This is a genomic window from Nocardia sp. NPDC004860, assembly GCF_040609015.1.
Classification (GTDB): domain Bacteria; phylum Actinomycetota; class Actinomycetes; order Mycobacteriales; family Mycobacteriaceae; genus Nocardia.
The window spans coordinates 114,222-141,121 of sequence record NZ_JBEXJI010000023.1 but is presented as its reverse complement, the minus strand read 5'-3'; the positions used below and the strand labels follow the sequence as shown (position 1 = coordinate 141,121).

25 protein-coding genes and 1 pseudogene are annotated in these 26,900 nt (G+C 69.3%); 16 read left to right on the top strand and 10 right to left on the bottom strand.

The window, feature by feature from the left end:
* Window positions 1–122: 122 nt before the first annotated feature.
* The 5 genes from scpB to ABZV44_RS32675 all read right to left on the bottom strand — a co-directional run bounded on the left by scpB (window position 123) and on the right by ABZV44_RS32675 (window position 6,135).
* A complete protein-coding gene (gene scpB, locus ABZV44_RS32695) occupies window positions 123–776 on the bottom strand; it encodes an SMC-Scp complex subunit ScpB (protein WP_354844897.1) in 654 nt (217 codons plus the stop codon).
* Window positions 777–1,186: 410 nt separating this feature from the next.
* Complete coding sequence (locus ABZV44_RS32690; RefSeq protein ID WP_354844894.1) at window positions 1,187–2,056, bottom strand: segregation/condensation protein A; 870 nt, start codon at window positions 2,054–2,056, stop codon at window positions 1,187–1,189.
* A gap of 89 nt (window positions 2,057–2,145) precedes the next feature.
* Window positions 2,146–3,042, bottom strand: a complete 897-nt coding sequence (locus ABZV44_RS32685) for a ParA family protein (RefSeq protein WP_354844892.1) — start codon at window positions 3,040–3,042, stop codon at window positions 2,146–2,148.
* Window positions 3,043–3,898: 856 nt separating this feature from the next.
* A complete protein-coding gene (locus ABZV44_RS32680) occupies window positions 3,899–5,164 on the bottom strand; it encodes a hypothetical protein (RefSeq protein ID WP_354844825.1) in 1,266 nt (421 codons plus the stop codon).
* Between the two features lie 65 nt (window positions 5,165–5,229).
* Window positions 5,230–6,135 carry a LysR family transcriptional regulator gene (locus ABZV44_RS32675; RefSeq protein ID WP_354844823.1) on the bottom strand — a complete coding sequence of 302 codons (906 nt, stop codon included), beginning with the start codon at window positions 6,133–6,135 and terminating at the stop codon, window positions 5,230–5,232.
* 113 nt (window positions 6,136–6,248) lie between these two features.
* Here ABZV44_RS32675 and ABZV44_RS32670 point away from each other — a divergent pair, with 113 nt between their 5' ends.
* Window positions 6,249–7,589 carry an MFS transporter gene (locus ABZV44_RS32670; protein WP_354844820.1) on the top strand — a complete coding sequence of 447 codons (1,341 nt, stop codon included), beginning with the start codon at window positions 6,249–6,251 and terminating at the stop codon, window positions 7,587–7,589.
* Here the strand turns inward: ABZV44_RS32670 and ABZV44_RS32665 are convergent.
* Together ABZV44_RS32665 and ABZV44_RS32660 are read right to left on the bottom strand one after the other, a co-directional pair.
* Window positions 7,555–7,836, bottom strand: coding sequence for a hypothetical protein (locus tag ABZV44_RS32665; protein WP_354844817.1), 282 nt, complete (start codon window positions 7,834–7,836; stop codon window positions 7,555–7,557). The genes ABZV44_RS32670 and ABZV44_RS32665 overlap by 35 nt on opposite strands.
* A gap of 215 nt (window positions 7,837–8,051) precedes the next feature.
* Window positions 8,052–8,783: a TetR/AcrR family transcriptional regulator gene (locus ABZV44_RS32660; protein WP_354844814.1), complete on the bottom strand. Its 732-nt coding sequence runs from the start codon at window positions 8,781–8,783 to the stop codon at window positions 8,052–8,054.
* A 104-nt stretch (window positions 8,784–8,887) separates the two neighbouring features.
* On the opposite strand from ABZV44_RS32660, the gene ABZV44_RS32655 reads away from it, so the two are divergent.
* Both ABZV44_RS32655 and ABZV44_RS32650 read left to right on the top strand, forming a co-directional pair.
* Window positions 8,888–9,838 carry an ATP-binding cassette domain-containing protein gene (locus tag ABZV44_RS32655; RefSeq protein WP_354844811.1) on the top strand — a complete coding sequence of 317 codons (951 nt, stop codon included), beginning with the start codon at window positions 8,888–8,890 and terminating at the stop codon, window positions 9,836–9,838.
* Window positions 9,838–10,605, top strand: a complete 768-nt coding sequence (locus ABZV44_RS32650) for an ABC transporter permease (RefSeq protein WP_354844808.1) — start codon at window positions 9,838–9,840, stop codon at window positions 10,603–10,605. Before ABZV44_RS32655 ends, ABZV44_RS32650 begins: the two co-directional genes overlap by 1 nt.
* Window positions 10,606–10,746: 141 nt before the next feature.
* On the opposite strand, the gene ABZV44_RS32645 is transcribed toward ABZV44_RS32650, so the two are convergent.
* Window positions 10,747–10,914: a hypothetical protein gene (locus ABZV44_RS32645; RefSeq protein ID WP_354844805.1), complete on the bottom strand. Its 168-nt coding sequence runs from the start codon at window positions 10,912–10,914 to the stop codon at window positions 10,747–10,749.
* A gap of 395 nt (window positions 10,915–11,309) precedes the next feature.
* Between ABZV44_RS32645 and ABZV44_RS32640 the strand changes: the two genes are divergently transcribed.
* The 9 genes and pseudogenes from ABZV44_RS32640 (at window position 11,310) to ABZV44_RS32600 (ending at window position 19,842) form a co-directional block, all read left to right on the top strand.
* A complete protein-coding gene (locus tag ABZV44_RS32640; protein ID WP_354844802.1) occupies window positions 11,310–12,158 on the top strand; it encodes a lysophospholipid acyltransferase family protein in 849 nt (282 codons plus the stop codon).
* Window positions 12,159–12,656: 498 nt separating this feature from the next.
* Complete coding sequence (locus ABZV44_RS32635) at window positions 12,657–13,739, top strand: polyprenyl synthetase family protein (protein ID WP_354844799.1); 1,083 nt, start codon at window positions 12,657–12,659, stop codon at window positions 13,737–13,739.
* 496 nt (window positions 13,740–14,235) lie between these two features.
* Complete coding sequence (locus ABZV44_RS32630) at window positions 14,236–15,261, top strand: polyprenyl synthetase family protein (RefSeq protein ID WP_354844797.1); 1,026 nt, start codon at window positions 14,236–14,238, stop codon at window positions 15,259–15,261.
* A pseudogene (locus tag ABZV44_RS32625) lies at window positions 15,215–15,505 on the top strand (4-hydroxy-3-methylbut-2-enyl diphosphate reductase); the annotation flags it as partial. The gene ABZV44_RS32630 and the pseudogene ABZV44_RS32625, both read left to right, overlap by 47 nt.
* Before the next feature lie 58 nt (window positions 15,506–15,563).
* The gene (locus tag ABZV44_RS32620; protein ID WP_354844889.1) at window positions 15,564–15,869 is read left to right on the top strand and encodes a flavodoxin-dependent (E)-4-hydroxy-3-methylbut-2-enyl-diphosphate synthase; all 306 of its coding nucleotides are present in this window, start codon (window positions 15,564–15,566) and stop codon (window positions 15,867–15,869) included.
* Window positions 15,866–16,942: a polyprenyl synthetase family protein gene (locus ABZV44_RS32615; RefSeq protein ID WP_354844887.1), complete on the top strand. Its 1,077-nt coding sequence runs from the start codon at window positions 15,866–15,868 to the stop codon at window positions 16,940–16,942. Before ABZV44_RS32620 ends, ABZV44_RS32615 begins: the two co-directional genes overlap by 4 nt.
* Window positions 16,943–17,115: 173 nt before the next feature.
* Complete coding sequence (locus ABZV44_RS32610; protein WP_354844794.1) at window positions 17,116–17,685, top strand: hypothetical protein; 570 nt, start codon at window positions 17,116–17,118, stop codon at window positions 17,683–17,685.
* Between the two features lie 88 nt (window positions 17,686–17,773).
* Window positions 17,774–18,883 carry a PrsW family intramembrane metalloprotease gene (locus tag ABZV44_RS32605; RefSeq protein ID WP_354844791.1) on the top strand — a complete coding sequence of 370 codons (1,110 nt, stop codon included), beginning with the start codon at window positions 17,774–17,776 and terminating at the stop codon, window positions 18,881–18,883.
* Window positions 18,884–18,942: 59 nt separating this feature from the next.
* Window positions 18,943–19,842, top strand: a complete 900-nt coding sequence (locus ABZV44_RS32600) for a GNAT family N-acetyltransferase (RefSeq protein ID WP_354844788.1) — start codon at window positions 18,943–18,945, stop codon at window positions 19,840–19,842.
* 63 nt (window positions 19,843–19,905) lie between these two features.
* On the opposite strand, the gene ABZV44_RS32595 is transcribed toward ABZV44_RS32600, so the two are convergent.
* Entirely contained in the window at window positions 19,906–20,925 is a 1,020-nt protein-coding gene (locus ABZV44_RS32595) for an alpha/beta hydrolase family protein (protein WP_354844785.1), read from the bottom strand.
* Window positions 20,926–21,124: 199 nt separating this feature from the next.
* Between ABZV44_RS32595 and ABZV44_RS32590 the strand changes: the two genes are divergently transcribed.
* The 4 genes from ABZV44_RS32590 to ABZV44_RS32575 all read left to right on the top strand — a co-directional run bounded on the left by ABZV44_RS32590 (window position 21,125) and on the right by ABZV44_RS32575 (window position 25,713).
* On the top strand, window positions 21,125–21,574 hold the full coding sequence (locus ABZV44_RS32590) for a helix-turn-helix transcriptional regulator (RefSeq protein ID WP_354844782.1): 450 nt from the start codon (window positions 21,125–21,127) through the stop codon (window positions 21,572–21,574).
* 5 nt (window positions 21,575–21,579) lie between these two features.
* Window positions 21,580–21,993: a VOC family protein gene (locus ABZV44_RS32585; protein ID WP_354844779.1), complete on the top strand. Its 414-nt coding sequence runs from the start codon at window positions 21,580–21,582 to the stop codon at window positions 21,991–21,993.
* A 46-nt stretch (window positions 21,994–22,039) separates the two neighbouring features.
* Window positions 22,040–24,421 (top strand): excinuclease ABC subunit UvrA, encoded by a 2,382-nt coding sequence (locus ABZV44_RS32580; RefSeq protein ID WP_354844776.1) that lies wholly within the window; start codon window positions 22,040–22,042, stop codon window positions 24,419–24,421.
* Window positions 24,422–24,501: 80 nt separating this feature from the next.
* On the top strand, window positions 24,502–25,713 hold the full coding sequence (locus tag ABZV44_RS32575) for a serine hydrolase domain-containing protein (protein WP_354844773.1): 1,212 nt from the start codon (window positions 24,502–24,504) through the stop codon (window positions 25,711–25,713).
* Here the strand turns inward: ABZV44_RS32575 and trpS are convergent.
* Window positions 25,710–26,783 carry a tryptophan--tRNA ligase gene (gene trpS, locus ABZV44_RS32570; protein WP_354844884.1) on the bottom strand — a complete coding sequence of 358 codons (1,074 nt, stop codon included), beginning with the start codon at window positions 26,781–26,783 and terminating at the stop codon, window positions 25,710–25,712. The genes ABZV44_RS32575 and trpS overlap by 4 nt on opposite strands.
* Between the last annotated feature and the right edge of the window lie 117 nt (window positions 26,784–26,900).

Genomic DNA, 26,900 nt, shown 5'->3' with positions numbered 1-26,900 from the left:
CGCGGACCGGTCGTCTCCGGTCCGGCCGCGGGCGGCGCGGGAACCGCTGGGCGGTTCGCTGCCACGTTTTCTACGATCCGGTGTGCCATCTCGGCGAGCGGGTGTATTCACGTTGTCCTATTTCAATCATCGGTACCGAGGTCGATATCGGCCTCGGCCGGTTTCTTCAGCCTGGTGTACCGGGGGTCGGTGTCCAGGCTCTCGTTGATCTCGTCGATCAGATCGACGCCCGGGAGCAGTGGGGCCAGCGGCGGTAGATCCGCCAGTGACGCAAGTCCGATCCGTTCCAGGAACAGCTCGGTGGTGATGTACAGAGTGCCGTTGGTCTCCGGGTCCGCTCCGGCCTCCGCGATCAGGCCCCGCGCCAGCAGGGTCCGGATCACGCCATCCACGTTCACACCGCGCACCGCACTCACGCGTGCTCGGGTAACCGGTTGACGGTACGCGATCACCGCCAGGGTTTCCAAAGCGGCGCGTGTGAGCTTCGACCGTGCGCCGTCCAACAGCATACGTTCCACATAGGGGGCGAATTCCGTCCGCGTGTAGTAGCGCCACCCGTCGCCCACGAACCTGAGATCCATGCCACTGCGTCGCGCGGTCAGTTCCGCCGACATCTCCCGCAGCGCGGTCTCCACCCGGATCGGATGATCCCGCAGAGCGGACGCCAGCAACTCCACCGGCGCAGGCGCATCCACCACCAGCAGCATCGCCTCGAGCGCCGCCCGGAACTCGTCCTCCTCGAGCGCCTCCTCGTCCTCGAACTCCTCCGCATCGATGCCCGGCCCGTCCGGCGCCACGACCCCCGCCCCAGGTCGAGAGACTTCAGCCACAGACTCGGCAGCGCCGGTGATGGACTGGGAGGCATCTGCCACGGCCGCCGGGCCGTCGTTCACGGACTCGGGCGCGTCGGGCGCGGGCTCCGTGGCGGCGGACTCGAGCATGGTCACTTCGCCGGTGAGCGCCGCACCCTCCGCCGGGGCCTCGACGCCCTCGGCCGTTGTTTCGGCGCTTCCACCGCTGGGCTCGGTGACCTCGGCCGCGGGCTCGGCGGCATTCGCCCGGGCTGCGCGGGCCTTCGCTGCCGCGGCCGCTTCGGCCACGATCCTTTCGGCCAGGGTCGGTTGGGGCGCTGCCTGGTTGGCGGCGGCCGGGTCGTGCGCGTCGTCACCCAAGTTCTGCACCTCGGTCACCCGTAATCCTCTTCAATCGTCACCGGTTGGGCCGGTTGGTCTTCGAGCTCGCCGATCCAGCTGATGGACAGCGGGCCCAGGGGGTCGGGCTGATCGAACTCGATCGTCTTGCCCCGGTAGAGTTCGAGCAGCGCGAGGAAGCGGGCCACGATCTGGATCGGCAGTTCGCAGTCGGCGCAGAGTTCGTGGAAGGTCGTCCAGCCGCCCGCGCCACGGCTTTTCAGCATCTCCAGCACCAGCGCGGCCTGTTCGGCGATCGAAATCGCATGGGCGTGGATGTGATCCAGCCCCACCCTCGGTTTCGGACGCGGCCGGAACACGGTGGCTGCGACCTCGGCGAACCCCGCGGCGTCCACCCCCAGCGTAACCTCTGGCAACAGCGCCAGATACCGCTCCTCCAGCGACACCGCGCGCGGATAGCGTTGCAGCGCCGCGGCCTCCAGCTCGCCCAGCAGTGCCGCGACCTGTTTGAAGGCGCGATACTGCAACAGCCGTGCGAACAGCAGGTCGCGGGCTTCGAGGAGCTCGAGGTCCTCCTCGTCGGAGACCTCGCCGGAGGGCAACAGCCGGGCCGCCTTCAGATCCAGCAGGGTGGCCGCGATGAGCAGGAATTCGGTGGTCTGGTCGAGGACCTTGTCGGCGCGCAGCCCCTTTTCCTCCGAGAGCCGGGCGGTGAGCGCCTTGGTGTGGGCGATGAATTCGTCGGTGACCTTGTGCAGCGCGATCTCGGTGACGTCGAGCCGTCGCGAGCTGATGAGCTGCAGCAACAGGTCGAACGGGCCCTCGAAGTTGGCGAGCTTCAGGTGAAATTTGCCCGTTGCGTTCCGATCGTCCGATGGTCCGGCAGTACCGCCGCCTGCGACGATATCCGCCAGGACCGGCGAGTCCGGATCTCCGGCGGGCAGGGCTGTATCCGCGTCCGCCGGGTCGTGCTCGGACGAATCGAGAGGATCGCTCAACGGCCCGACCGCTGGATGACTTCCCGGGCCATGGCCCGATAGGCTTCCGCGCCACCGGATTTCGGCGCCCAGGTGGTAATGGGCTCGCCGGCGACACTGGCGTCGGGGAAGCGGACGGTCCGCGAGATCACGGTGTCGTACACGAGGTCGCCGAACACCTCGACCACGCGCGTCATCACCTGACGTGAATGCAATAGGCGAGCATCGAACATGGTGACCACGATGCCGTACAGGGTCAGTTCCGGATTCAGCCGGTCCCGCACCTTCTCCACGGTGTCGTTGAGCAGGGCCAGGCCGCGCAGCGAGAAGTATTCGCACTCCATGGGAATGATGACGCCGTCGGCGCAGGCCAGGGCGTTCACGGTGAGCAGGCCCAGCGAGGGCTGGCAGTCGATCAGGATGTAGTCGTAGCGGTCGCGCAGCGGCGCGATGGCGCGGCCCAGCGTCTGCTCCCGGCCGACCTCGTTGACGAGCTGAATCTCCGCCGCCGACAGGTCGATATTGCTGGGCAGCAGATCCATGCCCTCGACCTTGGTGTTCATCAGCACGTCGTCGACATTGACCTTGCCGGGGCCGACGAGCAGGTTGTGCACGGTGACGTCCAGATCGTGGTGCGCCACACCGAGTCCCGCCGACAGCGCGCCCTGCGGATCCAGGTCGACCAGCAGCACCTTGCGCCCGTATTCCGCCAGCGCCGCACCGAGATTGATGGTCGAGGTGGTCTTGCCGACGCCGCCCTTCTGATTGCACATGGCGACGATGAGGGCGGGTCCGCTGTGGTCGGCGTCGAGCGGCACGGGGATCTCGCGCACCGGGCGTCCGGTCGGACCGACTTCCCGGCCGTCGTGCACCACATCGGGTGCCTCCCACAGTGTTTGCGCGGCGGTTTCGATCCGCTGGCCCGCACCACCGGTAGTCGTCACGTCCGCTGCTCCTTCGACGTTCCTGCCCTTGCTCCGTGCACCGACCTGCCGTGGACGAAGCGCCCGGCCACGTGTGCGACCGGGTCCCTCCTAGACGCTACCGCCTGTTCACGCAAGACCAACGCTCGGACACGCACCCTAAACCTGCACTTCAGGGCGGGTAAGGGTGTCCTCGGTCGGACTGGTGTCCGGTCAGGAGCATTCTTCGCTTGTGGGACAGCAGGTTACGGCCTATGCACCAGGACTGCGGGAGATCAGCGGGGGTTTCCCCGAATCCTGTCCGATCCGGCCCACCCGATTTCCCTCCGGCTCGGTCGATTTCCCTCCGGCTCGGTCGATCCCTCCCGGCGAAACCGCCTCCCGTCGCCGCCCCCCACACCTCGACCCCGCGACGTGATCCGCCATCAACCCTGACGGCAACTGCCCACTATAAGCCCCGAGCCGCCAATCGCGACACCGCAGCGCGCCCGGACACCGATGTCCGCGCCCCCCGCCCCGGACGACCTCGGCCACCGCCAGCAAACCCCCGAGCCGACAGCGCACCCAGTATCGCGAACTTGGATGGGCACCGGTCCTCACGTGAACCTCACCGTCTCCCGGACGATCGACCGACTACAGCCACAGCATGATCAAAGCAGTCGAACTGGCATGTGATTCACCGCCTGGGCGACGGGTTCGGCTGTCACCCAGACGTTCTCGTCCCGCGATTTCTTTCGGATCGGTGCGGTGAACGCCAGCTACGATCCGGACTTCCGGACCCTCGCGAGTCCGGCGGCCACCGGCACCCTGGCGAACTCGGCGATCCCCTGATCTTGTGGTATCGGATCTACTGATCCTGCTCGACCCGCTCGGGCCGCAGACGTCGCAGCGCGATGACGGCGGCCAGGCATCCGGCCCCGAGAGCGATGGCCATCCAGGCGGCGCGGTCACCCGATTCGGCGGTCCGGTTGGGATGCAGCGGGAACGCCTCGCAGCCACGGAATTCCAGCGTGAGCACGGCGGTCGGAATGAACAGCAGGCCGATCGCCAGCACGGTCCCGGCCGTGCCGCGGGTGGTGACCGCGCCGAAGCTGTACCCCGCCAGCGCGGCAATGGCGCAGCTGCCGATCAGCGCGCTCCACGAATCATCGTGCCGCGTGCTGGGAACCAGTAGCGCGAACACCCCGAGGGCGACGATCGCGACCGCGGCGACGACCGGCGCCGCGCGCCGCAGGCCCGTCGCCAGGCCGATCGCCAAGACCGAGAGAATCGGCGCGAGCTTCCAATGCGCCTGGGCCGCGATGGCGATCGCGCTGCCCGTCGCGGCGAGCGCCACCGCGAGCAGGGTGAGGGTGCCGTCGCGTTCCGGCAGCAGCAGCGCGGCGATCACCGCCGCCGCGAGCACCGCGAGCGTTCCGGCCACGATGACCGCGGTGCCGCTCGTCGCCGTGGTGAGCCGCTCCGACACCATGTCGACGGTGGTGACCACCACGGCCGCGGCGAGCACGGGCGCGAACGGCAGGTTCAACGCGGTGGGGTAGAACGCCTCTCCCGCGCGCGGGCACAGGACGCAGCACACGGCCAGCAATCCCATTGTCGGTACGGTGACCCAGACCGGCGGCAGATCCACGAAGGCGCGTTCGAGCAGCGACAGGGTTCCGTGCTCGGCCGAGATTTTCTCGATGTGGTCGCCCACCGTGACGCCGATGAGCCCCCCGAGCAGGTATCCGATTGCGGGCGGCCGGTATTCGAGCGCCGCCGCGCCCGCCGCGCCGAGCAGCACCCCCGCCGCGATCGAATCGACGAAGTTGGCGGTGGCCATGGTCACGGAGGGGGTAGGCACCAGGTGGTCGGTGACCAGAATCAGTGTCGCGACCGCGGCGGTGCCCCAGGCGGTGCGAGAGCCGAACATGCGCACGCACACCGCGGCCAGCACCGCGACGATCACGCCCGCGGCCGTGGCCCGGGGCACGGTCACGCTCAGCAGCGTCATCTGCAGCGCCGACGAGCCGGCGGCGCACCCGGTGTCGACGGGCACGATGAGGGCCAGGCCCGCGATCGCGGCGGCCGCGCACGCGCCCACCGTGTCGAGGGCCGCGCGATACCGCTGCACGGGCGGCTCCCAAGGTCTGAAGCAACAGGTCAGTTACCGTCCAGTCACCGTAACAGCGCGCGCATTCACCGGGGGTGACGGCGGGCCGCCCAGTCGGCGGCGAAATCGCGGAACCGCCGCACCGCCTCCGACGGCGTGGCGGTCGCCGACCAGATCAATCCGACATCGCGGGACGCGCCCGCGTCGGCGAGCGGGACGACGGCCAGCCCCGGCGGCATCGGTTCCTCGGCGGGCACCAGCGCGACGCCGAGCCCGGCCGCCACCAGCCCGGAGACCGTCACCAGATCGCTGGACTCGAAGACGATGCGCGGCCGGATCCCGGCCGCCGCGCACAGTTCGTCGAAGATCCGCCGCATGCCGAATCCCGCATGCATGGTGATGAATTCGGCGTCGGCCAGCTCGGCCAGCCGGATCGGCCGCTGCCCGCTCTTGCCGGACGGGGCGGCCAGCCGGTGGTCGGCCGGAACCGCCAGGACCAGCGGCTGATTCAGCAGGGTGCGCCACCCGATGCCGGGCTCACCGGGCCGCGGCGACACCAGCGCCAGATCGGCCTCGCCGTCGAGCACCTGCCGGGTGATGACCTCGGCCGCGCCCTGATACAGCGTGAAGCCGACCCGCCCCGAGCCGCGCCGGAATTCGCCGATCAGCTGCGGGGCCAGCCGGCCGCCGAAGGAATGCAGGAACGACAGCCGGACCACTCCCTTGGCCGGATTGATGCGGTCGGCGACGGCCTGCTCCCCGGCGTGCAGTTCGGCGCGGGCGCGGCGGGCGTGCTCGTAGTAGAGGCGGCCGTACTCGTTGAGCCGGATGCGCTTGCCGTGCCGGTCGAACAACGGTGTGCCGAGCCGCTGCTCGAGCCGGGCGAGCATGCGCGACAGCGTGGGCTGCGCCAGGTGCAGCCGGTCGGCGGCCGCGCTGACATTCTCCGTTTCGGCGAGTGTCGTGAACCACTCCAGATCCGAGCCGAGCACGCCGCCTCCTCACTATATGTCGGCAGAGCATGAGTACTTCCATAATCATGCATTTCCGTTCTAAGTGCCAGCGTCGCACCCTGGATCCCGCACCCCCGTACCGAGAGGATCCGATGACAACCGTGCAAGGGACCACCAGCACCGCCGCGTCAGGGCCGACCGGTACGGCGACATCGCAACCGACGGCAGCGCAGGAGCTGACCAGCGTGGCCACGCAGGAGCCGACCAGCGCGGCCACGCCGGGGCCGACCGGTACCGCCGGACCCGGCCGGCCGACGCACGCACACGAGAAGCGGGTCACCGCAGCCCTTTTCGCAGCCGGGCTGACCACGTTCGCGGCCATGTACTCCACCCAGTCGCTGCTGCCGAGCCTGTCGGCCGCCTTCGCGGTCCCGCCCGCGCACGCGGCCCTCGCCGTCTCACTGACCACGGGTTTTCTTGCGCTGGCCATCGTTCCGGCAGGTGCGCTGTCGGCGCGGATCGGCCGCACCCGGGTGATGATCGGATCGGCGGTGGTGGCTTCGGCGCTGGGTCTGCTGCTGCCGCTGTGCCCGACCCTCGACACCCTGCTGGCGGTGCGGGCCGTACAGGGCGTTTCGCTGGCGGGCGTGCCCGCGGTGGCCATGGCGTATCTGGCCGAGGAGATCGGGGCGGCCGGACTCGGCGCTGCCATGGGCGTCTATATCGCCGGGACCACCATCGGGGGGCTGGCGGGCCGGTTGATTCCCTCGCTCGCCCTCGGGCTGGCCTCGTGGCGCTGGGCGGAGCTGGCGGTTTCGCTGGCCGCCGCGGCGTGCACGGTCTGGTTCGCGTGCACCCTGCCGCCCTCGCGCGGATTCGCCGCGCGCCCGGCCGGTTTCGGCACCATGATCGGCGATCTCACGGCGCAGCTGCGGCATCGCGGCCTGATCGCGCTCTTCGGTCTGGCCTTCCTGCTGATGGGCAGCTTCGTGTCGGTCTACAACTTCCTGGGCTACCGCCTGACCCATCGTCCCTTCGAATTGCCCGCGGCCCTGGCCGGATCGGTGTTCGTGCTGTACCTCGCCGGGACGGTCGCCTCGGCGTACACCGGCAGGCTCGCCGATCGTCGCGGCCATGCACGGGTCCTCACCGCCGCGGTGACATTGATGGCCCTCGGTGCGCTGATCACCATCCCCGATCACCTGACCACGGTGCTGATCGGCATCCTGCTGTTCACCACCGGGTTCTTCGCCGCGCACACCACGGCCAGCGCGTGGGTGGGCACGCTGGCCGAAAATCGCGGCGCGGCATCGTCTCTCTACATGTTCGCGTACTACCTGGGCAGCGCGGTGGTCGGCAGCGCGGCCGGGATCGCTTACGCGGCCGGCGGCTGGGCCGGGCTGGTGGCCTGTGTGGCAGCGCTTTTCGTGATCGCGGCGCTGCTGCTGATCTCGCTGGTCACGGCCGGCCGGCCGGCGCGGGGTCGGCACTGATGTCGGTATCGGTGTCCGCGCACGCCGGATTCGGGCTGTCCTCGGTGACCTCGGCGCACACCGGCGGTACCGCCGGGGGATCGGTGTGGACCTCGATCGGCGCGGGCGCGCGTTCGGCCGGACCGGCCACGGCGGGCACCGCGAGGTAGACGAAGGCAGTGGTCAGCCCGGCCAGGACGAGAACCATGGCCCCGGCCGCCAGCGTGGGGAGGGCGGTGGTGGAACGTGCCCACGCGACAACGGCCATGCCCCTCACCTCCTCGCAGCAGGACGACGATGCGTCTATCTCTCATCGCGTCGTAACGCGAGCCGCCCGCACCGGCCGTGCGGGCCCCATGAGGCCATGGTCGGGTTCGGCTCGGGGCCGGTCAAGCGGTAGCGGGGTCCATTTGCATGATGTTTACGCACGGTCGACACGGGCCTGTGCCGTTCCCGCCCAGCGCAATCCGGCGGTGACCGGAATCAGGCTCCGGTGTGCCTGTCGATGAAGACCTGGTAACCGTCCAGCAGCCGATCCAGGGCGAAGCTGAAATCGGCTTCTTCCCAGTGCATGTCGTCGGCGTCGAAGGCGCGGTTGGCGAGGGCGGCACTCACGATGGGGAAGCGCCCGGGATCGAGCACCGCGGTCAGGATGGCGGTGAAGTCCTGGTCCTGATTGTTCTGCTGGATGGTGTCGCGCAGGAAGCGGGTGCGGCCGATGACATAGATCGAAAGGTTCACCAGCAGTTGCAGTTTGAGCGGTTCGGCGAGGTCGAGACCGGATAGCACGCGCATGCCCGCCTCGAGCCAGGCCATATTGTTCGGGCCCAGCGGGGGCGAGGTCATGGGGATGTCCAGCCACCAGTCGTGGGCGCGGATGGTGTGGAATTCGGCCCAGGCCCAGGCTTCCAGCCCGGCGCGCCAGCCGTCGGCCGGCAGGTCCGGGGTCACGTCGAAGATGCGGTCGTGCAGCAGCTCGACGAGGGTGTCCTTGCTGTCGACGTACCGGTAGAGCGACATCGTGGTGAACCCGAGCTCCTTGGCGACCCGGGCCATGGACAGCGCGGCATAGCCCTCGGCGTCGGCGACCCGCACGGCGGTGTCCAGGATCTGATCGAGGCTCAGCCCGCGCTTGGGTCCACGGCTGCCCGCGTCGTCCAGATCCCACAGCAGCTTCACCGCCTTGGGCAGGACTCGTTCGTCGGGCCCCTTCATCTGACCTCCTGTCGTCGTTCCGCCTCCATCTTGCGCCATCCCGGAAACTGTGTAGCCTATAAACGAAGTATACGGCATAAACAGTTTCTGATCGGAGTCCCTCCATGACCACATCCAGACCCGAACCCGCCATCGCGGTCACCGGCCTCACCAAATCCTTCGGTGATCAGCCCGTGCTGCGCGGCATCGATGTGACCGTGCCCGCCGGCACGGTGTTCGCCCTGCTCGGCCCGAACGGCGCGGGCAAGACCACCGTGGTGCGCATCCTCACCACGCTGAACCGGCCCGATGGGGGACAGGTGCGGGTGGGCGGCCACGATCCGGTGCGCGAGCCGGACGCGGTGCGCGCGGCCATCGGCGTCACCGGGCAGTTCGCGGCCGTGGACGAGATCCTCACCGGCGCCGAGAATCTGCGCCTCATGGGGCGGTTGCTGCATCTGGGTTCCGGCGAAACCGGCAGGCGCACCGCACGATTGCTGGAGCAGTTCGATCTCACCGATGCCGCGGGCAAGCGCGCGGGGTCCTATTCCGGCGGTATGCGCCGCCGCCTCGACATCGCCATGAGCCTGATGGGGCGGCCGCGCATCGTGTTCCTCGACGAGCCGACCACCGGCCTGGATCCGCGCAGCCGCCGCGAGCTGTGGCGGGTGATCCGGGGTCTGGTCGCCGACGGCGTGACCATCTTCCTCACCACCCAGTACCTGGAGGAGGCCGACCAATTGGCCGACCGCATAGCGGTTCTCGACGCCGGGCGCATTGTCGCCGAGGGCAGCGCGGCGGAGCTGAAACGGCTGGCGCCGGGCGGCCACCTGCGACTCGGCTTCGCCGATGAGCACGGCCTGGCGGCGGCCGCGCGGGCCCTGCCCGGGGCCGAACCGGATACCGAGCAGCTGGCGCTGCGGGTGCCCTCGGACGGCAGCGTCGGCGATATCCGCAAGCTGCTCGATCATCTCGACGACCATGCCGTGGCCATCGGCGAATTAGCCATCCACACACCGGATCTCGACGATGTCTTCTTCGCGCTGACCGGCGCCACCGTGAAAGGCGCTGCGTGATGGGCACTCTCGTGCAGTCGGTCCAGGACTCCGCCGCCATGGTCGGGCGCAATCTGCGCCACACCCTGCGCAGTCCGGACACCATGATCATGACCATCGCGGTGCCGGTGACCATCCTGCTGATGTTCGTCTACGTCTTCGGCGGCGCGATGAATGTCGGCGGCTCCTACATCGACTACGTGGTGCCCGGAATCCTGCTGCTGTGCGCGGGTTTCGGATCGGGCGCCACGGCCGTGGCGGTGGCCACCGACCTGCACAGCGGCATCGTGGACCGGTTCCGGGCCATGGCGGTCTCCCGCGGCGCGGTCCTGGCCGGGCACGTGCTGGAGAGCGTGCTGCGCAATCTGCTCACCACCGGGGTGGTGGTGCTGGTTGCGGTGGCGCTCGGCTTCCGGCCGACCGCGGACCCGCTGCGCTGGCTCGCGGTGGCCGGCATGCTGGCGTGCTTCGTGCTGGCGCTGTCCTGGGCGGCCGCCGCCCTGGGCCTGCTGGCCTCCAATCCCGAAGCGGCCAACGGCTTCATGTTCATCTTCATGTTCCTGCCGTACGTCAGCAGCGCGTTCGTGCCGACCCACACGCTGCCGAGCTGGCTGCGCGGCTTCGCCCAGCATCAGCCGGTCACCTCGATCGCCGAGACGGTGCGCGGGCTGCTGATGGATACCCCGGTGGGGGACTCCGCGCCGACCGCACTGGCCTGGTGCGCGGGCATCGCCCTGATCGGCTATCTGGGCGCGGGCGTATTGTTCCGTCGCCGGCGGGCACACTGAGATACGTATACGCTGATATGCGCATCTTGGCATGAAAGTTCTGTATGTCCAATTCCGACTTAGCGGAACGAAAAAGCCGGGCACCGAGGATCTCGCTGCCCGGCTCGGTCTGCCGGGTACTTCCGGGATCACGCGCGCCGCTCAACGCCGGCGCAGCACCGCGACCAGCACTGCCACCAGGGTGAGCAGCAGGATGGCCGAGCCGATCCAGATCTCGGTGCGGCTGTAGTCCGGAACCTGGTCCGGTACCGAGCCCGTGGCCAGCAGGATCGCCCCCAGGTAGCCGGCCGGGCCAGCTATCGTCACCATGATCGGCACATCCTTCCGAATCGCCGTGACCCGAATCGCCCTCGCTGTGAACGTCGCGTCCGGGGCACTCTCGCCATGGTCGATCCGATCGCGCCGCCGGGCAAGCACCGCCGCGTAAGGATTTCGTCCTGAATCGGATGAATGTTGGGATTCGCACACTCTATACCAAGCAAACGCTTGGGTTTGATAACGTCGGTGGGGCAGGAGGACGGTGACGGGCATCTGTCGCAACGCAGCGACGTCCGTACGCTGAACCGGACCGCGCATGCGCGGCCGTCGGAGCTATCAATGGGGATGTGACCCGGGGGCAATTCAATTCGGCTCGACGTTGTTCGACGACGTGGGCGTCGTTGCGTGCCGCCCGTCCCCGGCATGGCAACCGACAGGAATGGCTCATGACCGAAACCAAGGTAATTCCCGACCCGAACCACCCGCTGCTGCCCCTGGCGCGGGCCTACACCGACTACTTCACCCCGACGGTCACCGGGCTGGAGAATCTGCCCGCGTCCGGCCCGGCCCTGGTCATCGGCAACCACTCGTCCATCTACTGGGCCCCCGAGGTGTGGATAACCTTCATGGCCATGCTGGAACGCCGCCCGGACGAGCCCAGCTACGGCGTCGCGCACGACATCCTTTTGCGCGCACCGATTCTCGGCGACAGCCTGCGCCAGTTCGGCGTCATCGCGGCCTCGCGCGAGTCGGCGGCCAAGGGGCTCAAGGACGGTGGCGCGGTCATGGTGTATCCCGGCGGCGACTGGGAGGCGTGCCGCCCGTGGACCGATCGCGGCAAGATCGACTTCGCCGAGCGCAAGGGCTTCGTGCGGCTCGCCCTCGAAATGGGTGTCCCGGTGATCCCCGCGGTCGCCAATGGCGGCCACGACTCCATCTTCGTGCTCAGCCGCGGTGAGCGCACCGCGCGGCTACTGCAGCTCGACAAGCTGGTGCGCGCCAAGGTGTTTCCGTACACCCTCGGCCTGCCGTTCGGTGTCGCGCCGATTCTGCCGCAGGTGCCGCTGCCCGCCTCGGTGACCGTCAGCTTCCTGCCCGCACTGGACTGGTCGGTCGAGCCGGGCGATCCGGAGGACGCCGACCTGGTCGACGAGTACTACACCCGGTCCGTCCGGACCATGCAGACCGAGCTGGACCGGCTGCGTGCCGAGACGCCGAACCCGGTGGCCGCCGGGATCAAGAAGCATGTGGCCGGACTGCCCGGGCCGCTGAAGGGCCTGGCCGATCTGCTGTAGCCGGACCGCTCTGCTCCAGGGGGACAGCGGATTTCGTCGTATGGTCCAGAGCCGGATGCCGGGTGCGAATCTCCACGTCGCACCCGGCATCCCGCGTCCCGCGTCCGGGTGTGTCGGCGACGATGCTGAGCGGTAACGCTTTACCGTCGGCGATCGTGCGTATTACACTTTTCTCGGTTCAGGTCACGTTTCGCTCATTGGCTGAAGACTAACCGGATTGGGTCTGCGCACTGCTGGCGCAGCGCTGGAACGCATTGGCGTACATCATTTTCGACCACATGGATTGATCACAGAGCTCACAGCGACATCGCGTGGATTCGATTGCGCGCAGGGAGTAGTCGGAACATGGTCGGGGTAACAGGTTTCGGGGGATTTCCGGGGGCACGAGGCGGCCTGTGGCACAAGGTCGTTCGCGGCGAAGCAGGGGGCTGCTCATTCCGAGACCGCCCGGCCCCGCGTCCCGCGATCGAAATCCGATGCCAGGAGAGGTGTGTCGACATGGTCGAGCCCGTGTGCGCCGAATGGACCGTTCCCCACGACATGACCGGGGTGCGCGACCGGGTGGACGCCGTCCTCGAGGGCTTCCTGTCCGAGAAGGCGCGGGTAGCGGACCGCGAGCGGCTACCGACCGACCTGGTGGATGGCCTGCACTCGTTCGTCTGCCGCGGCGGCAAGCGGATTCGCCCGCTGCTGTGCGTGCTCGGCTGGTTCGCGGCCGGTGGCAGCGATCGGCTGCCCACGGCCGTCGTGCGGGTGGCCGCGGCGCTGGAGTTGCAGCACGCCGCAGTGCTCATCCACCGCGATGTCATCGAACGCCGGCTCACCCGGCGCGGCTTCCCCACCATGTCCTGCGCCATGGCGGCCCGCTTCGCGCACAAGCCGGATCGGGAGCGCTTCGGCCGGCAGGCCGCGGTTCTGCTCGGCGATCTGGCCCTGGCCTGGTCGGACGAGCTGCTGTGCTCGGCACATCTGAGCGCCCGTCAGCGCGCGGCCGCCGGCGCGGCCATGTCGGCCATGCGCATGGAGGTCGTCTACGGGCAGTACCTGGAGGTGCGCGCGGCCGGTGATCCGGTCGCCGACCTGGAACGCGCCCTGGAGATCGTGCGCTACACGACCGTCGGCTACACCTGCGAACGGCCGCTGCAGCTGGGGGCCCGCCTTGCCGGGGCCGACGAGAATACCCATCCGGCACTGTCGGTCTACGCTCGCGCGCTGGGGGAGGCCGTGCATCTGACCGAGGACCTGCACCGGGTCTTCGGCGACCGGGCCGGTACCGATTCCCGGCTCGAGGATTTGCGCGACGGCCGGCACACCGCGCTGGTCGCCTCCGCGCTGGGCCGGGCGGTGGGCGCCACCGCTGTGGAATTGCGTGCGCTACTGGGCAATCCGGGCTTGGACGTGCGCGGGGCCACGCTGTGCCGGGACATCATGACCGAGGTGGGCGCGCGCGAGGAGATCGAGCAGATGGTCGCCCTGCGTCGCGAGCAGGCCTTGGACGCGGTTGACGATATGCATGTACCCGCGCCGGCCCGGCAGGTATTGCGCGCACTCGCCGAACACCTCACCAATACCGACGGCTGAGGGTAGAATTCGATAATGTCAGCGTACCCGCAGTGCCCCGAATTTCGGGAGCCCGATCGGTCGCGGAATATCGCAGCTTCGTAATCGCCTGTCGCGCACGGATTCCCATTTCAGCACCTGGGGCCGAGTATGCAGCCTTTTCGGCTTCCCAATTGCTACTGCCATTTCCGCACGCCTGAATCCCCATCCGGACGATGCCGGTGGGCACAGGACATGTGACTGATGGAACAACAACAGGGGCAATAGATCTGGAGCGGAGAGGAGCTGAACGGACACGGCTGCCGGCTGCTGTGAGTTCAAGCCCATCCGGCACCGATACGACGCGGACCCGGGCTCGTATGCGAGGAGGTCGAATTCGACGGCGATCTACAGAATCTGGTGGTTGTTCTCGAGCGCGCGGCCGAACTTCAGGCTCGGTCGGCGTCCTCGGTGAATTGTCACGCCCACGCCGACCGTGTGAGCCGAATTCCCTTCGCGCACCGAAAGAAGCGTCTCCATGACCGTGACCGCCTTCGTTCCCCCCGTGCACCGCCCCGCCGAGATTCTGGCTCGCGCCCGCACCGTGCTCGAACCGGTGCTGCGCGAGGCGGTGCTGTCCCTGCCGCAACCGATCCAGCGTATGGCCGGATACCACTTCGGCTGGTGCGACGAGCACGGCGCCGCCACCCGCGGCGCGTCCGGCAAGATGCTCCGGCCCGCACTGGTCACCTCCACTGCCCTCGCCTGCGACGGCGTCCCCGTCGAGGCCGCCGGCGCGGCCGCCGCGGTCGAGCTGATCCACAATTTCACCCTGCTCCACGACGACGTCATGGATCTCGACGCGGTGCGCCACGGCCGCCCCACCGTCTGGAAGGTCTGGGGCGTCCCGGACGCCGTGCTGCTCGGCGACGCCCTGCACGCGCTGGCGGTGAATGTCCTTGCGGCGGCGCTGCCCCCGGCCGTTGCCGTCGCCGCCATCGACCGGCTCGCGACCACGGTCACCGAGATGTGCCGCGGCCAGCACGAGGACTGCCACGCCGGGGCCGCCCAGGCCACCGCCGCCGGGTGGGAGCGAATGGCGATGGGCAAGACCGGCGCGCTGCTCGGCTGCTCGTGCGCGCTCGGCGCGCTGAGCGCGGGCGCGAATGCCGAAACCGTCACCGTTTTCGAGCATTTCGGGCGGAACCTCGGGGTGGCGTTCCAGGCGAGTGACGACATCCTCGGCATCTGGGGCGATCCCGCGCACAGCGGCAAGCCCGCCGGGGATCTGGCCCGGCGCAAACGATCACTGCCGATCGTGCTGGCGCTGGAGTCCGGTACCGACGCAGGGCGGGCGCTGAACCGGTTCTTCGATACAACCACCCCGCCCTCGGCCGACGAGATCGGCAGAGCCGCAACGCTCGTCGAACAGGCGGGCGGTCGGCACGGCGCCGAACGACTGGCGCAGCAGCGCCTGCGCGCGGCGGTGGCCGCACTGCCGGACCGGCCCGGGTGCGGTGATCTCCGCACCCTCGCTCAGCTCGTCGACCATCGGAACAAGTGACGAAGGAGAGGTCGTGAACGAGAACACCTGTGCCAGTTCGGTACTGGAGCGGCTTCCGAAGCAGCGCCGGCGCACCGTGCTGCTGGCCGCCCCGCGCTCGTTCTGCGCGGGGGTGGAGCGCGCCATCGTGACGGTCGAGCGGCTGCTCGCCGCGCCGGGCCGCACCGCGCCCGTCTACGTGCGCAAGCAGATCGTGCACAACACCCACGTGGTCCGGGGTCTGGCCGCGCGCGGCGCGATCTTCGTCGAGGAGCTCGCGAACACGTCGTCTTCGCCGCCCCCGCCGCGATGCGGAGGCGGCCATGATCACCACCCGGCTCGACCTCGCCGCGGCGCCACCGGTGCGCCGCCGCACCCGCCGCATCCGGATCGGCCGCGTCCCCGTGGGCGGCGGCGCGCCGATCCCGGTCCAGACCATGACCACCACCCCCACCCGCGATGTCGACGCCACTCTGCGACAGACCGCGGAGGTGACCGCCGCGGGCAAGGGGCAGATCTTCGTTCGCGGCCGCGTGGTGCGGACCGTCGCCGAACACCAGATCGTCGAGGCGCTGCTCGCCGAAGCAGTCGCCCTCACCGAGAACGCCGGATCGGAGGACACCCTGTGAGTACCCCCGCGATCGCCCCATCCTCGCTGGACCGCACCGCCATCCGGGTGCGGGTGGAGGCCGCGCTCTACGAATTCCTCGGCGACAAGGCCGAATCCGCGGCCACCGCCGGACTACCCCCCGACGTGGTCGACGCGGTGCGCGCGTTCCTGTTCGCGGGCGGCAAACGGATCCGGCCGCTGTTCTGCGTGCTGGGCTGGTACGCCGGCGGCGGCGGTGAGCTGCCCGATTCCGTGGTCCGGGTGGCCGCGGCGGTCGAGCTGTTCCACGCCGCCGTGCTCATCCACGACGACATCATCGACGACAGCGCCACCCGCCGCGACCGGCCCACCGTGCACCGGGCCGTGGCCGAGGGTGCCCGCGGCGACCGCCCGGCCGCCGCCCGCTTCGGCACCCACGCCGCCCTGCTCATCGGCGACTTCGGGCTGGTGTGGTCGCAGGAACTGCTGCACACCGCGGGCCTCTCGGCGGCCCAGAATGCCGCTGCCGCACCGATTCTCGACGCCATGCGTACCGAGGTGAACTACGGCCAGTATCTCGACCTGCTCACCACCGGCCGACCCACCCGCGACCTGGACCGGGCGCTCGAGATCATCCGGTACAAGACGGCGGCCTACACCGTGGAACGGCCGCTCCAACTGGGCGCCGCGCTGGCCGGGGCCGGACCCGACGTGGCGCGGGCACTCTCGTCCTACGGGCGGCCTTTAGGCGAGGCGTTCCAGCTCCAGGACGACCTGCTCGGGGTTTACGGTGACCCGGCGGAGACCGGCAAATCCAACATCGACGACCTCCGTGAAGGCAAGCACACCGCGCTGCTCGCACTCGCCCTGCGACACGCGTGCCCCGAGCAGCGCGCCCAGCTCGGCGCCCTGGTCGGCAATGCCGGACTGGACCTGCGCGGGGCCGAACTCTGTCGCGAGATCCTCAGCGCCACAGCGCGTCCCACGGTGGAACGAATGATCCGTGCGCGCTGGCTGCTCGTGCAGCGGACCCTCGCCCACGCCCCGTTTCCGCCCGCCGCGGTGTCCGGGCTGCGCAGCATCGCCGACGCCGTCATCGCGCGCACCTCCTAGCCGCGCTCCCGATCACCCCCGGGCCCGCCCGGCGCTGCGACCCCGATCGCGCCCGCCGGTGTGGTTAACTCGCGGCAAGCGCTGGGCGGGCGACTGCCCGGACCCCGACCCGGGCGTCCGGAACGCATCCGCCCTCCCCGGCGTTGCCTCAGGGAGCCGAGAGGGTGGAAAGCATGGTGCGCCTTGTGCATTCGGTAGTCCCCGCGATCGGGGCGGTGGGGGCGCTGGCGGTCGCCCTGGTGGTGCCGCCCCTGCTGTCATCGGCGGTACCGGTCCGCGAGACCGAGGTGGCGGCGGGGACCAGTATCAAGATCATCGCGACCGGGATCGGCGCCGTGCACGGCGCCGCGAATCCCGCCAACGCCATGGTCTTCCGGGCGCCCGAGCAGATGCGGCGGCGGGCCACCGGCGACGAATCCATCGCCGTCCTGACCTCCGACAGCGGCGACCAGCGGGTATCGGTGTCGGTGGTCGACGGCATCACCGACTTCGCCACCGCCGCCCCGCGCATGCTGCTGCCGCTGCGCGCGGCCGGGGTCACCGTGCGCTTCGACGGGGGAGCGGTGGATGTCGGCGACTTCCACGGGCTCACCTGCGTGCTGCCCGACACCACCGGCGGAGTGTGCGCCGTGGCCAGCAGCGGGGACGTGGGCGTGACCGTCACGGCCACCGGAACCACCCGCGAAGCCGGACTCCGGATGGTCGCGGACGTGCTGAACTCGAGCAAGGCGGTCGAGGCATGAGCGGTCGAGCCCGGTGGCGGCGCTCCGCCTCCCTGCGCTCGCGCAGCGTAATCATGGAGGGCTTCGCTCAGGCCGGAAAGGATGCGGCATGAGCTGGTTCCAGCCGCGCTCGCTGCTGTTCTGGGTGTACTGCCTGGCGGTGATGGCCGGGCCGCTGCTGTTCGTGCTGCAGGCCGCCGGGCAGGTGTGGTTCGCGGGCGCGGCCGCCCTCGCCGCCCTGCCGATCACCGCCCTCACCCTGGTGGTCATCGGGCGAATCCTGTTCGCGCTGGACCCCTTCCGGGCCCGCCGTCACCTGGTCGCCCCCATGGTGATGGGCGCGATCTGGGGCGCCACGGTGTGGACCGGGCTGGCCATGTGGGCCAACGACCACGTGAGTCGCGCCATCACCAACCTGTTCGGCGACCGCTTCGCCGTCAACTGGAGCGCCGCCATCACCGCGCCCATCGACGAGGAGTACATCAAGGCCATCGGCATCGCCGTGGTCGCGCTGCTGTTCCGGGGCCGGCTGACCCGGCCCATGCACGGCCTGCTGCTCGGCGCGGCGGTCGGGCTGGGCGCGCAGATCGCCGAGGATTGCCTCTACAGCACCCAGACCGCACTGTCCTCCCCGCAGGATCCGGTGGTGGATGTGATCCTGGTGGCGGTGCTGCGACTTTTCACCGCACTGACCTCGCACTGGGCCATGTCGGCGCTGGCCGGTGTCGGCATCGTGCTGCTGATCAGCCGCACCGACCGGTCGTGGTTGTGGCGGCTGGGCGTTTTCGCGCTGTTCTACGGGCTGGCCGTCACCATGCACGTCCTCTTCGACGCCCCGCGCCCGCCCGGTCCGGCGCTGTTGTCGACCTACCTGCCCATCCTCATCGACCTGGTCATCTTCGCCGTCGCCTACGCCTGGGTGCTGACCACCGAGCGGCGCTGGTTCGGGGCGCTCATCGCCCGCCCGGCCGCCCGCACCGTCGGCACCGAGGCCGGGCTGGCGCCCCTGCTCACCTATCACCGCCGCCGCAAAGCCCGTGCCGCGCTGCGTCATTCGACCGGATGGTCGCGCAGGCAGGCCCTGGTCTACGAGCACGGGCTGCTGGACCGGGTCACGGATCTGGATTCGGTTGCGCCCCAGCAAACTTCACTGCCCCAGTGGTACGGGCCCGGGCCGGGTGGCATCCCCGGTGGCGCGGGTGCGCGTTCCGGCTGGTAGCGCAGTTTCTGCGTGCCGGTGACCAGTGCATAGTCAACTGGACGCTAGCGTGAGTCAGTATGAGTGAGGGTCGGACGCTGCCCATCGAGCCCGGGCGAGAGCGCGCGAGGGAGCTGTTGGAGCGCAGACAGCAAGCGCTGTGCAACTATCTCGACGCGAGCGCTGATATCGCCACCACCCGCATTCGCGCCAATCTGACCGGCTGGCAACGCTGGCTGCAGCAGCTGCCCGGCTCCCCGGTCGCCCGCGCCACCGCCCGCCGCGACGCCCTGGTCCGCGAGCTGGCCGTGCACGGCGTCGGCGCCGACGACCATCGCTGGGGCGTGCTGTCGGGCGCCGTCGTGCGCAGCCTCGGCGCGCCCTTCTGCCTCGAGGACACCCTCGCCGACCTGGCCCTGCGCCACGGCGACGACGCCCCGCACTGGGCCCGCCGCCTGCCCGCCCTGGCCCACGCCACCGAGGAGGCCCGGCCCATGGCCGCGGTCGGCGACCGCGCGGTGGTCGCCGACCTCAGCGAGGAGGTGCTGGCCCTCGCGCGCACCGCCCCCGACGAGGCCGCGCGGCAACGGCTGTCCGACCACCTGCCCGGCGTGCTGAGACCGGTGCCCTTCGACATCGGATTCCTGCGCCGCGCCGACCCGCTGGTCGAGGTGGTGTTCGACATCTACGCCGACACCATCAAGCTCGACAACATCACGGTGAATCCGGAACTGCGCGGCACCGGCCTGGGCACCGCGGTCCTGCAGCACCTGTGCCGCGCCGCGGATGCCCACCACCTCTACATCGTCGGCCAGCTGGTGCCGACCTTCCGCGACGACGATTCCGCGGTCCCCATCCTCGCCGCCTGGTGCCGCCACCACGGCTTCACGGTCAACGAACGGCTGGGCGGCCGCATCGCGCGCTCACCGATGAGCGTCCCCGACCCCGCGACCCCGATGGCGAACCCGGACAAGCGGTAGCAACCCCGGAAAACAGCAGCGCCGCATGCCGATCGACGGCATGCGGCGCTCGCGAACTGTGACTCAGGCGGGAATGCCCATACCCGAGGCCAGCAGCGGCCACGAGTCGTGCAGGGCGGTCTCCCAGTACGGCCAGTAGTGGGTGCCCACGGGGTCGAACTGGTAGGTCGCGGGGATGTTGATCGAGTCCAGCTTGTCCTTGAGGTTGTGGGTGCAGGCGTTGACGCCGCCCTCGATGATCATGCCCAGCGCCAGGTTGATGTCACCCTGCGGGCCGGGCGCGGACTTGGTGTAGTACTCGACGTCCTTCATCAGCGGAATGCCGCTGCCGCTGGAGATGTAGAGCTGGGTGCCGCGCAGCTTCTCGGCATTGATGACCGGGTCGTTGGCGGTCCACAGCGGGCTGTTGTCGGGACCGTACATGTTCTCGGTCTTGCCGCCCGCCCAGGTCTCCACGGCGAACTTGAGGAACTGCTTGCCCATCGGGTCGGCGATCTGCGCGCACCCGCTGTAGGCGGCCACCGACTTCCACAGACCCGGCTGAGCCTCGGCCAGCTGCAGCACCGAGGTGCCGGAGGTGGACAGGCCGGCCAGGGCATTGAGGCCGGTGGAGCCGAGCGCGGCATCGAGCAGCGGCGGCAGTTCCTGGGTGAAGAACGTCGTCCACTTGTTGCGCCCGAGCTGCGGGTCGTCCTTGATCCAGTCGGTGTAGTAGCTGCCGCGGCCACCGATCGGCTGGATCACATTGACCTGCTTGTCGGCCAGGAAGCCGAGGGCATTGGTCTGGGCGTTCCAGCTGGCGGTGCCCAGGCCGCCGTCGAGGCCGTTGAGCATGTACAGGTTCGGCGCGGCCTGCGACTCGTCGGCCGGACGCTGCACGTCCACGGGGATGTCCTGGCCCATGGCCGCGGAGTAGACCTTCAGATGCCAGGTCCGTCCATCCTTCTGGATGGAGCTGATGGCCGAAGGCTTGTCCGGGTCGGCCGAGCCGGTGCCGGTGGCCAGGGCCACGGACAACGCGGCGGTGAGCGCGACGGCGGCGGTCCGCAGGGCGGTCCTATTACGTAGTGCAGAGAGCTTCATCGAACAGCTGATTCCAGTCCTCGGGCCACGCTCGGCCTCATCGTCGATCCGTGCCGGGGTCCCGGCCGATCCGGTTCCCCCGACACGCTATGTCTTGTGTCAAGGCAAAACTGTTACCTGACAAAACGTTTGCAGGGTAGCCCCCAATCGCCGGGTACGCCGTCGCGACAGTATTCGCCCAGCGTGCGACCATCGAGAGGTGACCGGCAAACCCGACGAGGAACAGCGTCTGCGCGATCTGGCGCGGCTGCGCCGCGTGCGGGACCGTATCGACCGCGAGTACGCGCAGCCGCTGGATGTCGAGGCCCTCGCCCGCGACGCGCACATCTCCGCCGGGCATCTGAGCCGGCAGTTCCGGGCCGCCTACGGCGAATCGGTGTACGCCTACCTGATGACGCGGCGCATCGAACGGGCCATGGCGTTGCTGCGGCGCGGGGACCTGAGCGTCACCGAGGTCTGCTTCGCGGTCGGCTGCTCCTCGCTGGGCACCTTCAGCACCCGCTTCACCGAGCTGGTCGGGGTGCCGCCCAGCGTGTACAAACAGCAGATGGCCGATGCCCCCGAGGGCATGCCCTCCTGCGTCGAGAAGCAGGTGACCCGACCGATCAGGAATCGAGAAGCCCAGGCAAGCGCCCCGCAACTAGCCTGATCGCCATGGATATCACCATTGCAGCGAGCTTCCTCCCGCACAATGACGCCGATGCCGCGCTGGCCTTCTACCGCGACGCGCTCGGCTTCGAACTCCGCAAGGACGTCGGCTACAACGGGCTGCGCTGGCTCACGGTCGGCCCGGCCGATCAGCCCGGAACCTCCATCGTGCTGCACCCGCCGGCCGTGGATCCGGGCATCACCGAGGACGAGCGCAAGCTCATCGTGGAGATGATGGCCAAGGGCACCTACGGCGCCATCCTGCTGGCCTCCGCGGACGTCGACGCCGCCTTCGAGAAGCTGCAGGCCAGCGACGCGGTCGAGATCGTCCAGGAGCCGACCGATCAGCCCTACGGCGTGCGTGACTTCGCCGTGCGCGACCCCGCGGGCAATCTCGTTCGTATCCAGCAGGTTTCCTGACCCGCTCTTCCGCCCCACCGGTACGCCCGCACAGATGGAGACACGCATGGCCCCGAGCAAGTCCCCGCAGCCCGCCCTGCCCGCCGCCGACGCCCACGACCTGATCCGGGTCGTCGGCGCGCGGGTGAACAACCTCAAGGACGTCTCCGTCGATCTGCCCAAGCGCCGGCTCACGGTGTTCACGGGCGTATCCGGTTCGGGCAAGAGCTCGCTGGTCTTCGACACCATCGCCGCCGAATCCCAGCGGCTGATCAACGAGACCTACAGCGCCTTCGTGCAGGGGTTCATGCCGACGCTGGCCCGTCCCGAGGTGGACGTGCTCGAGGGCCTGACCACCGCCATCAGCGTCGATCAGCAACGCATGGGCGGGGATCCGCGCTCCACCGTCGGCACCGCCACCGACGCCAACGCCATGCTGCGCATCCTGTTCAGCCGCCTCGGGCAGCCGCATATCGGCTCACCGCAGGCCTTCTCGTTCAATGTCGCCTCGATCAGCGGTGCGGGCGCGGTGACCGTGGAGAAGGGCGGCAAGCAGGTCAAGGAGCGGCGCAGCTTCTCGGTGACCGGCGGCATGTGCCCGCGCTGTGAGGGGCGCGGCGCGGTCAACGACATCGACCTGACCCAGCTCTACGACGACAGCAAGTCGCTCAACGAAGGCCCGTTCACCATTCCCGGCTACAGCATGGACGGCTGGTACGGGCGGATCTTCATCGGCAGCGGCTACTTCGACCCGGACAAGCCGATCAAGAAGTACAACAAGCGCGAGTTCGCCGACCTGCTCTACCGCGAACCGACCAAGATCAAGGTCGAGGGCATCAACCTGACCTACGAGGGCCTGATCCCCAAGATCCGAAAGTCCATGCTGTCCAAGGACATCGACTCGCTGCAGCCGCACGTGCGCGCGTTCGTCGAGCGCGCGGTCACCTTCCAGATCTGCCCCGACTGCGACGGCACCCGGCTCAGTGACCTCACCCGGTCCTCGAAGATCCGCGAGATCAGCATCGCCGACGCCTGCGCCATGCAGATCAGCGATCTGGCCGACTGGGTGCGCGAGCTGAACGAGCCGTCGGTCGCGCCGCTGCTGGAATCGCTGCAGCAGGTGCTGGACTCGTTCGTCGAGATCGGGCTGGGCTATCTGAGCCTGAACCGCGCCTCGGGCACGCTGTCGGGCGGTGAGGCGCAGCGCGTCAAGATGATTCGGCATCTGGGTTCGGCGCTCACCGATGTCACCTATGTCTTCGACGAGCCGACCGTCGGCCTGCACCCGCACGACATCCAGCGCATGAACGATCTGCTGCTGCGGTTGCGGGACAAGGGCAATACCGTGCTGGTGGTCGAGCACAAGCCCGAGACCATCACCATCGCCGACCACATCGTGGACATCGGCCCCGGCGCGGGTTCCGGCGGCGGCGAGATCTGCTTCGAGGGCACTGTCGACGGGCTGCGCAGCAGCGGCACCATCACCGGACGCCACTTCGACGACCGGGCCGCGCTCAAGGATGTGGTCCGGAAGTCCAAGGCGGCATTGGAGATCCGCGGCGCGACGGCCAACAACCTGCAGAAGGTGGATGTCGACATCCCGCTGGGCGTGCTGGTGGTCATCACCGGTGTCGCGGGCTCGGGCAAGAGCTCGCTGGTGCACGGGTCGATTCCGGCGGGTGAGGGCGTGGTGTCCATCGACCAGGGCGCGATCAAGGGTTCGCGGCGCAGCAATCCGGCCACCTACACCGGCCTGCTCGAGCCGATCCGCAAGGCGTTCGCCAGGGCCAATGGCGTGAAACCCGCTCTGTTCAGCGCGAATTCGGAGGGTGCGTGCCCGACCTGCAACGGCGCGGGCGTGATCTACACCGACCTGGCCATGATGGCCGGGGTGGCCACCGTCTGTGAGGAGTGCGAGGGCAAGCGTTTTCAGGCGGCTGTGCTCGAATACCAGCTGGGCGGGCGCGATATCAGCGAGGTGCTGGCCATGCCGATCGGCGAGGCGCTCGGGTTCTTCGCGGACGGGGAGGCGAAAATCCCTGCCGCGCACAAGATCCTGCAGCATCTCGACGATGTCGGCCTCGGCTACCTGAGCCTGGGGCAGCCGCTGACCACGCTGTCCGGCGGTGAGCGGCAGCGGCTGAAGCTGGCCACCCACATGGGGAACAAGGGCGGCGTGTATGTGCTCGACGAGCCGACCACCGGTCTGCACCTGGCCGATGTCGAGCATCTGCTCGGATTGCTGGACCGCCTGGTGGATTCCGGCAAATCGGTCATCGTGATCGAGCATCACCAGGCCGTCATGGCGCACGCCGACTGGATCGTCGATCTGGGACCGGGTGCGGGTCACGACGGCGGCCGGGTCGTCTTCGAGGGCACCCCCGCCGATCTGGTGGCCACCCGCTCGACGCTGACCGGTCAGCACCTCGCCGCATACGTGGGTGCCTGAGCGAACTACCCGGACCCCGCCGGGAATATCGGCGGCCGTCGGCGGTTGATCCCGGCTGCCGACGGAAGGGAGCGATTGCGGTGAACGGGTTTTCGGCCGAGGGGCTGAAGAAGGTGAGCGAGGTACTCGACGGGTACGTCGAGCGGGACGAGGTGGCCGGCGCGGTGGCCGTGATCTACCGGCACGGCGAACTGGTGCAGGTGGACACGGTGGGGTGGCGGGATCGGGCGGCCGGGCAGCCGATGCGGCGCGACACGCTGTTCCGCATCGCCTCCATGACCAAGCCGATCACCGCGGTGGCGGCGCTGACCCTGGTGGACGAGGGCCGCATCGCGCTGTCGGATCCGGTGGACGCCTGGCTGCCGGAACTGGCCGGCCGCACCGTCATGCGCGACCCGGACGGCTCGCCCGCGGACGTGGTCCCCGCCGAGCGCGCGATCACGGTGGAGGATCTGCTCACCTACCGGCTGGGCCTGGGCTGGGGCCGCTCCAGCCTCGCACCGCAATTGTTCGCGCTCACTGCCGACCCCATCGCGAGCGCCATCGGCGTCGCGAACGCCGAACGGCTGGCACCGGACGAGTGGCTGCGCCGGGTCGGCGAGCTGCCGCTCATCGCGCAGCCCGGCACGGTGTGGCGCTATCACACCGCCTCCGACATCCTCGGCATCCTGATCAGCCGGGTGACCGGGCAGCCGCTGGAAACCGTACTGCGCGAACGGGTCCTGACGCCGCTGGGCATGGTGGACACCGGATTCACGGTGCCCGAATCGGAACGCGACCGCCTCTCGGTGCTGTACGGCCCCGACCGCACCGAACTCGACCGGCCCGCCACCACCGCATGGGGCGAGGAGCCGCTGTTCCCTTCCGGCGGCGCGGGCCTGGTGTCCACCGTGGACGATTACGCGCGCTTCGCCCGCATGCTCCTCAATGGCGGTGAGCTGGACGGGGTCCGGATCCTGTCGGCCGAAACGGTTGCCGCGCTGAGCCGGGACCGCCTCACCCCCGAACAGCACGCGGCCGCCCCCTTCAATCCTCCGCTGGGCCAGGATATCTGGGCCGGCCAGGGGTTCGGCTACAGCGTGAGGATGCAAACCGAACCCGGCGGCGGCATTCCCAGCGTCGGCACCCTCTCGTGGCCCGGCGGCCTGGGCACCGCCTGGTACGCCGACCCCGAAAAGGATCTGGTGACACTGCTTTTCGTGCAGTCGGCCAACATCATCATCGCCGCCGAGTGGCGCAGCCCGCTCGGCGGCGACTTCCTGACCGCGGTCTACGGAGCCCTAGCGGACTAGTACACCGTCCCCATCGCCGAGCGCACCTCATCGAGGGTGCGTTCGGCGATCTCGTTGGCGCGCCGATTGCCCTCGCGCACAATGCCGCTCGCGAAATCCTGGTCCGCGGCCAGCTCCGCGCGCCGGGCCCGATGCCCCGCGAAGAAGTCGTTCACCGCGTCGGTGGCCAGCTTCTTCAGCGCCGCACCGCCGCCGTCGCCGAGCTTGTCCGCCAGCGTCTGCTCATCGGTGCCCAGGCACAGTGCCGCCGTGGTGAGCAGCGCCGAGACGCCGGGCCGGGCATCGGGATCGAAGGTGATGCGCCGGTCGGAATCGGTTGCGGTGCGGCGGATGAGCGCCGCGGTCTCATCCGCGGTCATGGACAGCGAGATGGCATTGCCGTAGCTCTTGGACATCTTGCGGCCGTCCAGGCCCGGGATCTCCGGGGTCGAGGTGAGCAGCGCCTGCGGTTCCGGGAACACCCGGCCGTAGCGCTCGTTGAAGCGCCGCGCGATGACCCGGGTGACCTCCAGGTGCGGCAGCTGGTCCTTGCCCACCGGCACCAGATTGCCCTTGCAGAACAGGATGTCGGCGGCCTGATGCACCGGATAGGTGAGCAGCAGCCCGCTCAGCGCCCGCTCCGAGGCGGCCAGCTCCGCCTTCACCGTCGGATTGCGGTGCAGCTCCGACTCGGTGACCAGACTCAGGAACGGCAGCATGAGCTGATTGAGGGCCGGCACCGAGGAGTGGGTGAACACGGTCGCCCGGCTCATATCGATCCCGGCGGCGGCGTAGTCCAGCACCGCGCTGTAGACGTTCTCGCGGACCTGGCCGAGGCTGTCGCGGTCGGTGATGACCTGATAGTCGGCGAGGATCACCCACAGGTCCACGCCCAGTTCCTGCAACCGCACCCGTTCCCGCACGGTACCGAAGTAGTGGCCCAGATGCAGTCTGCCCGTGGGCCGTTCACCGGTGAGGACGCGGAATCGGCCGGGATGCGCGGCCACCTCGGCGGCCAGCTCGTCGCTGCGTTCGCGGGACGCGGCGAAGGAATCCGAAGGGGTGGTCACGTACAACTCCTGAAAGTTCATGGAGGGCTGCACGAGCTGAGTGTTCCGGTCGGGAATCACGGGCCGCGTACAGCCCGTGGTCATGGTTCATCGGGCTGCTAGTGCAGCCAGCGCCATGCCTGCCGGGTGGGAATCACC

Excerpts from the sequence above, each read along its gene's own strand:
- ABZV44_RS32595 (WP_354844785.1), bottom strand. The coding sequence starts at position 20,925 with ATGAAGCTCTCTGCACTACGTAATAGGACCGCCCTGCGGACCGCCGCC.
- ABZV44_RS32670 (WP_354844820.1), top strand. The coding sequence starts at position 6,249 with ATGACAACCGTGCAAGGGACCACCAGCACCGCCGCGTCAGGGCCGACC.
- ABZV44_RS32620 (WP_354844889.1), top strand. The coding sequence starts at position 15,564 with ATGATCACCACCCGGCTCGACCTCGCCGCGGCGCCACCGGTGCGCCGC.
- ABZV44_RS32650 (WP_354844808.1), top strand. The coding sequence starts at position 9,838 with ATGGGCACTCTCGTGCAGTCGGTCCAGGACTCCGCCGCCATGGTCGGG.
- ABZV44_RS32640 (WP_354844802.1), top strand. The coding sequence starts at position 11,310 with ATGACCGAAACCAAGGTAATTCCCGACCCGAACCACCCGCTGCTGCCC.
- ABZV44_RS32610 (WP_354844794.1), top strand. The coding sequence starts at position 17,116 with ATGGTGCGCCTTGTGCATTCGGTAGTCCCCGCGATCGGGGCGGTGGGG.
- ABZV44_RS32660 (WP_354844814.1), bottom strand. The coding sequence starts at position 8,783 with ATGAAGGGGCCCGACGAACGAGTCCTGCCCAAGGCGGTGAAGCTGCTG.
- trpS (WP_354844884.1), bottom strand. The coding sequence starts at position 26,783 with ATGAACTTTCAGGAGTTGTACGTGACCACCCCTTCGGATTCCTTCGCC.
- ABZV44_RS32635 (WP_354844799.1), top strand. The coding sequence starts at position 12,657 with ATGGTCGAGCCCGTGTGCGCCGAATGGACCGTTCCCCACGACATGACC.
- ABZV44_RS32630 (WP_354844797.1), top strand. The coding sequence starts at position 14,236 with ATGACCGTGACCGCCTTCGTTCCCCCCGTGCACCGCCCCGCCGAGATT.
- ABZV44_RS32655 (WP_354844811.1), top strand. The coding sequence starts at position 8,888 with ATGACCACATCCAGACCCGAACCCGCCATCGCGGTCACCGGCCTCACC.
- ABZV44_RS32665 (WP_354844817.1), bottom strand. The coding sequence starts at position 7,836 with ATGGCCGTTGTCGCGTGGGCACGTTCCACCACCGCCCTCCCCACGCTG.
- ABZV44_RS32645 (WP_354844805.1), bottom strand. The coding sequence starts at position 10,914 with ATGGTGACGATAGCTGGCCCGGCCGGCTACCTGGGGGCGATCCTGCTG.
- ABZV44_RS32585 (WP_354844779.1), top strand. The coding sequence starts at position 21,580 with ATGGATATCACCATTGCAGCGAGCTTCCTCCCGCACAATGACGCCGAT.
- ABZV44_RS32580 (WP_354844776.1), top strand. The coding sequence starts at position 22,040 with ATGGCCCCGAGCAAGTCCCCGCAGCCCGCCCTGCCCGCCGCCGACGCC.
- ABZV44_RS32600 (WP_354844788.1), top strand. The coding sequence starts at position 18,943 with ATGAGTGAGGGTCGGACGCTGCCCATCGAGCCCGGGCGAGAGCGCGCG.
- ABZV44_RS32605 (WP_354844791.1), top strand. The coding sequence starts at position 17,774 with ATGAGCTGGTTCCAGCCGCGCTCGCTGCTGTTCTGGGTGTACTGCCTG.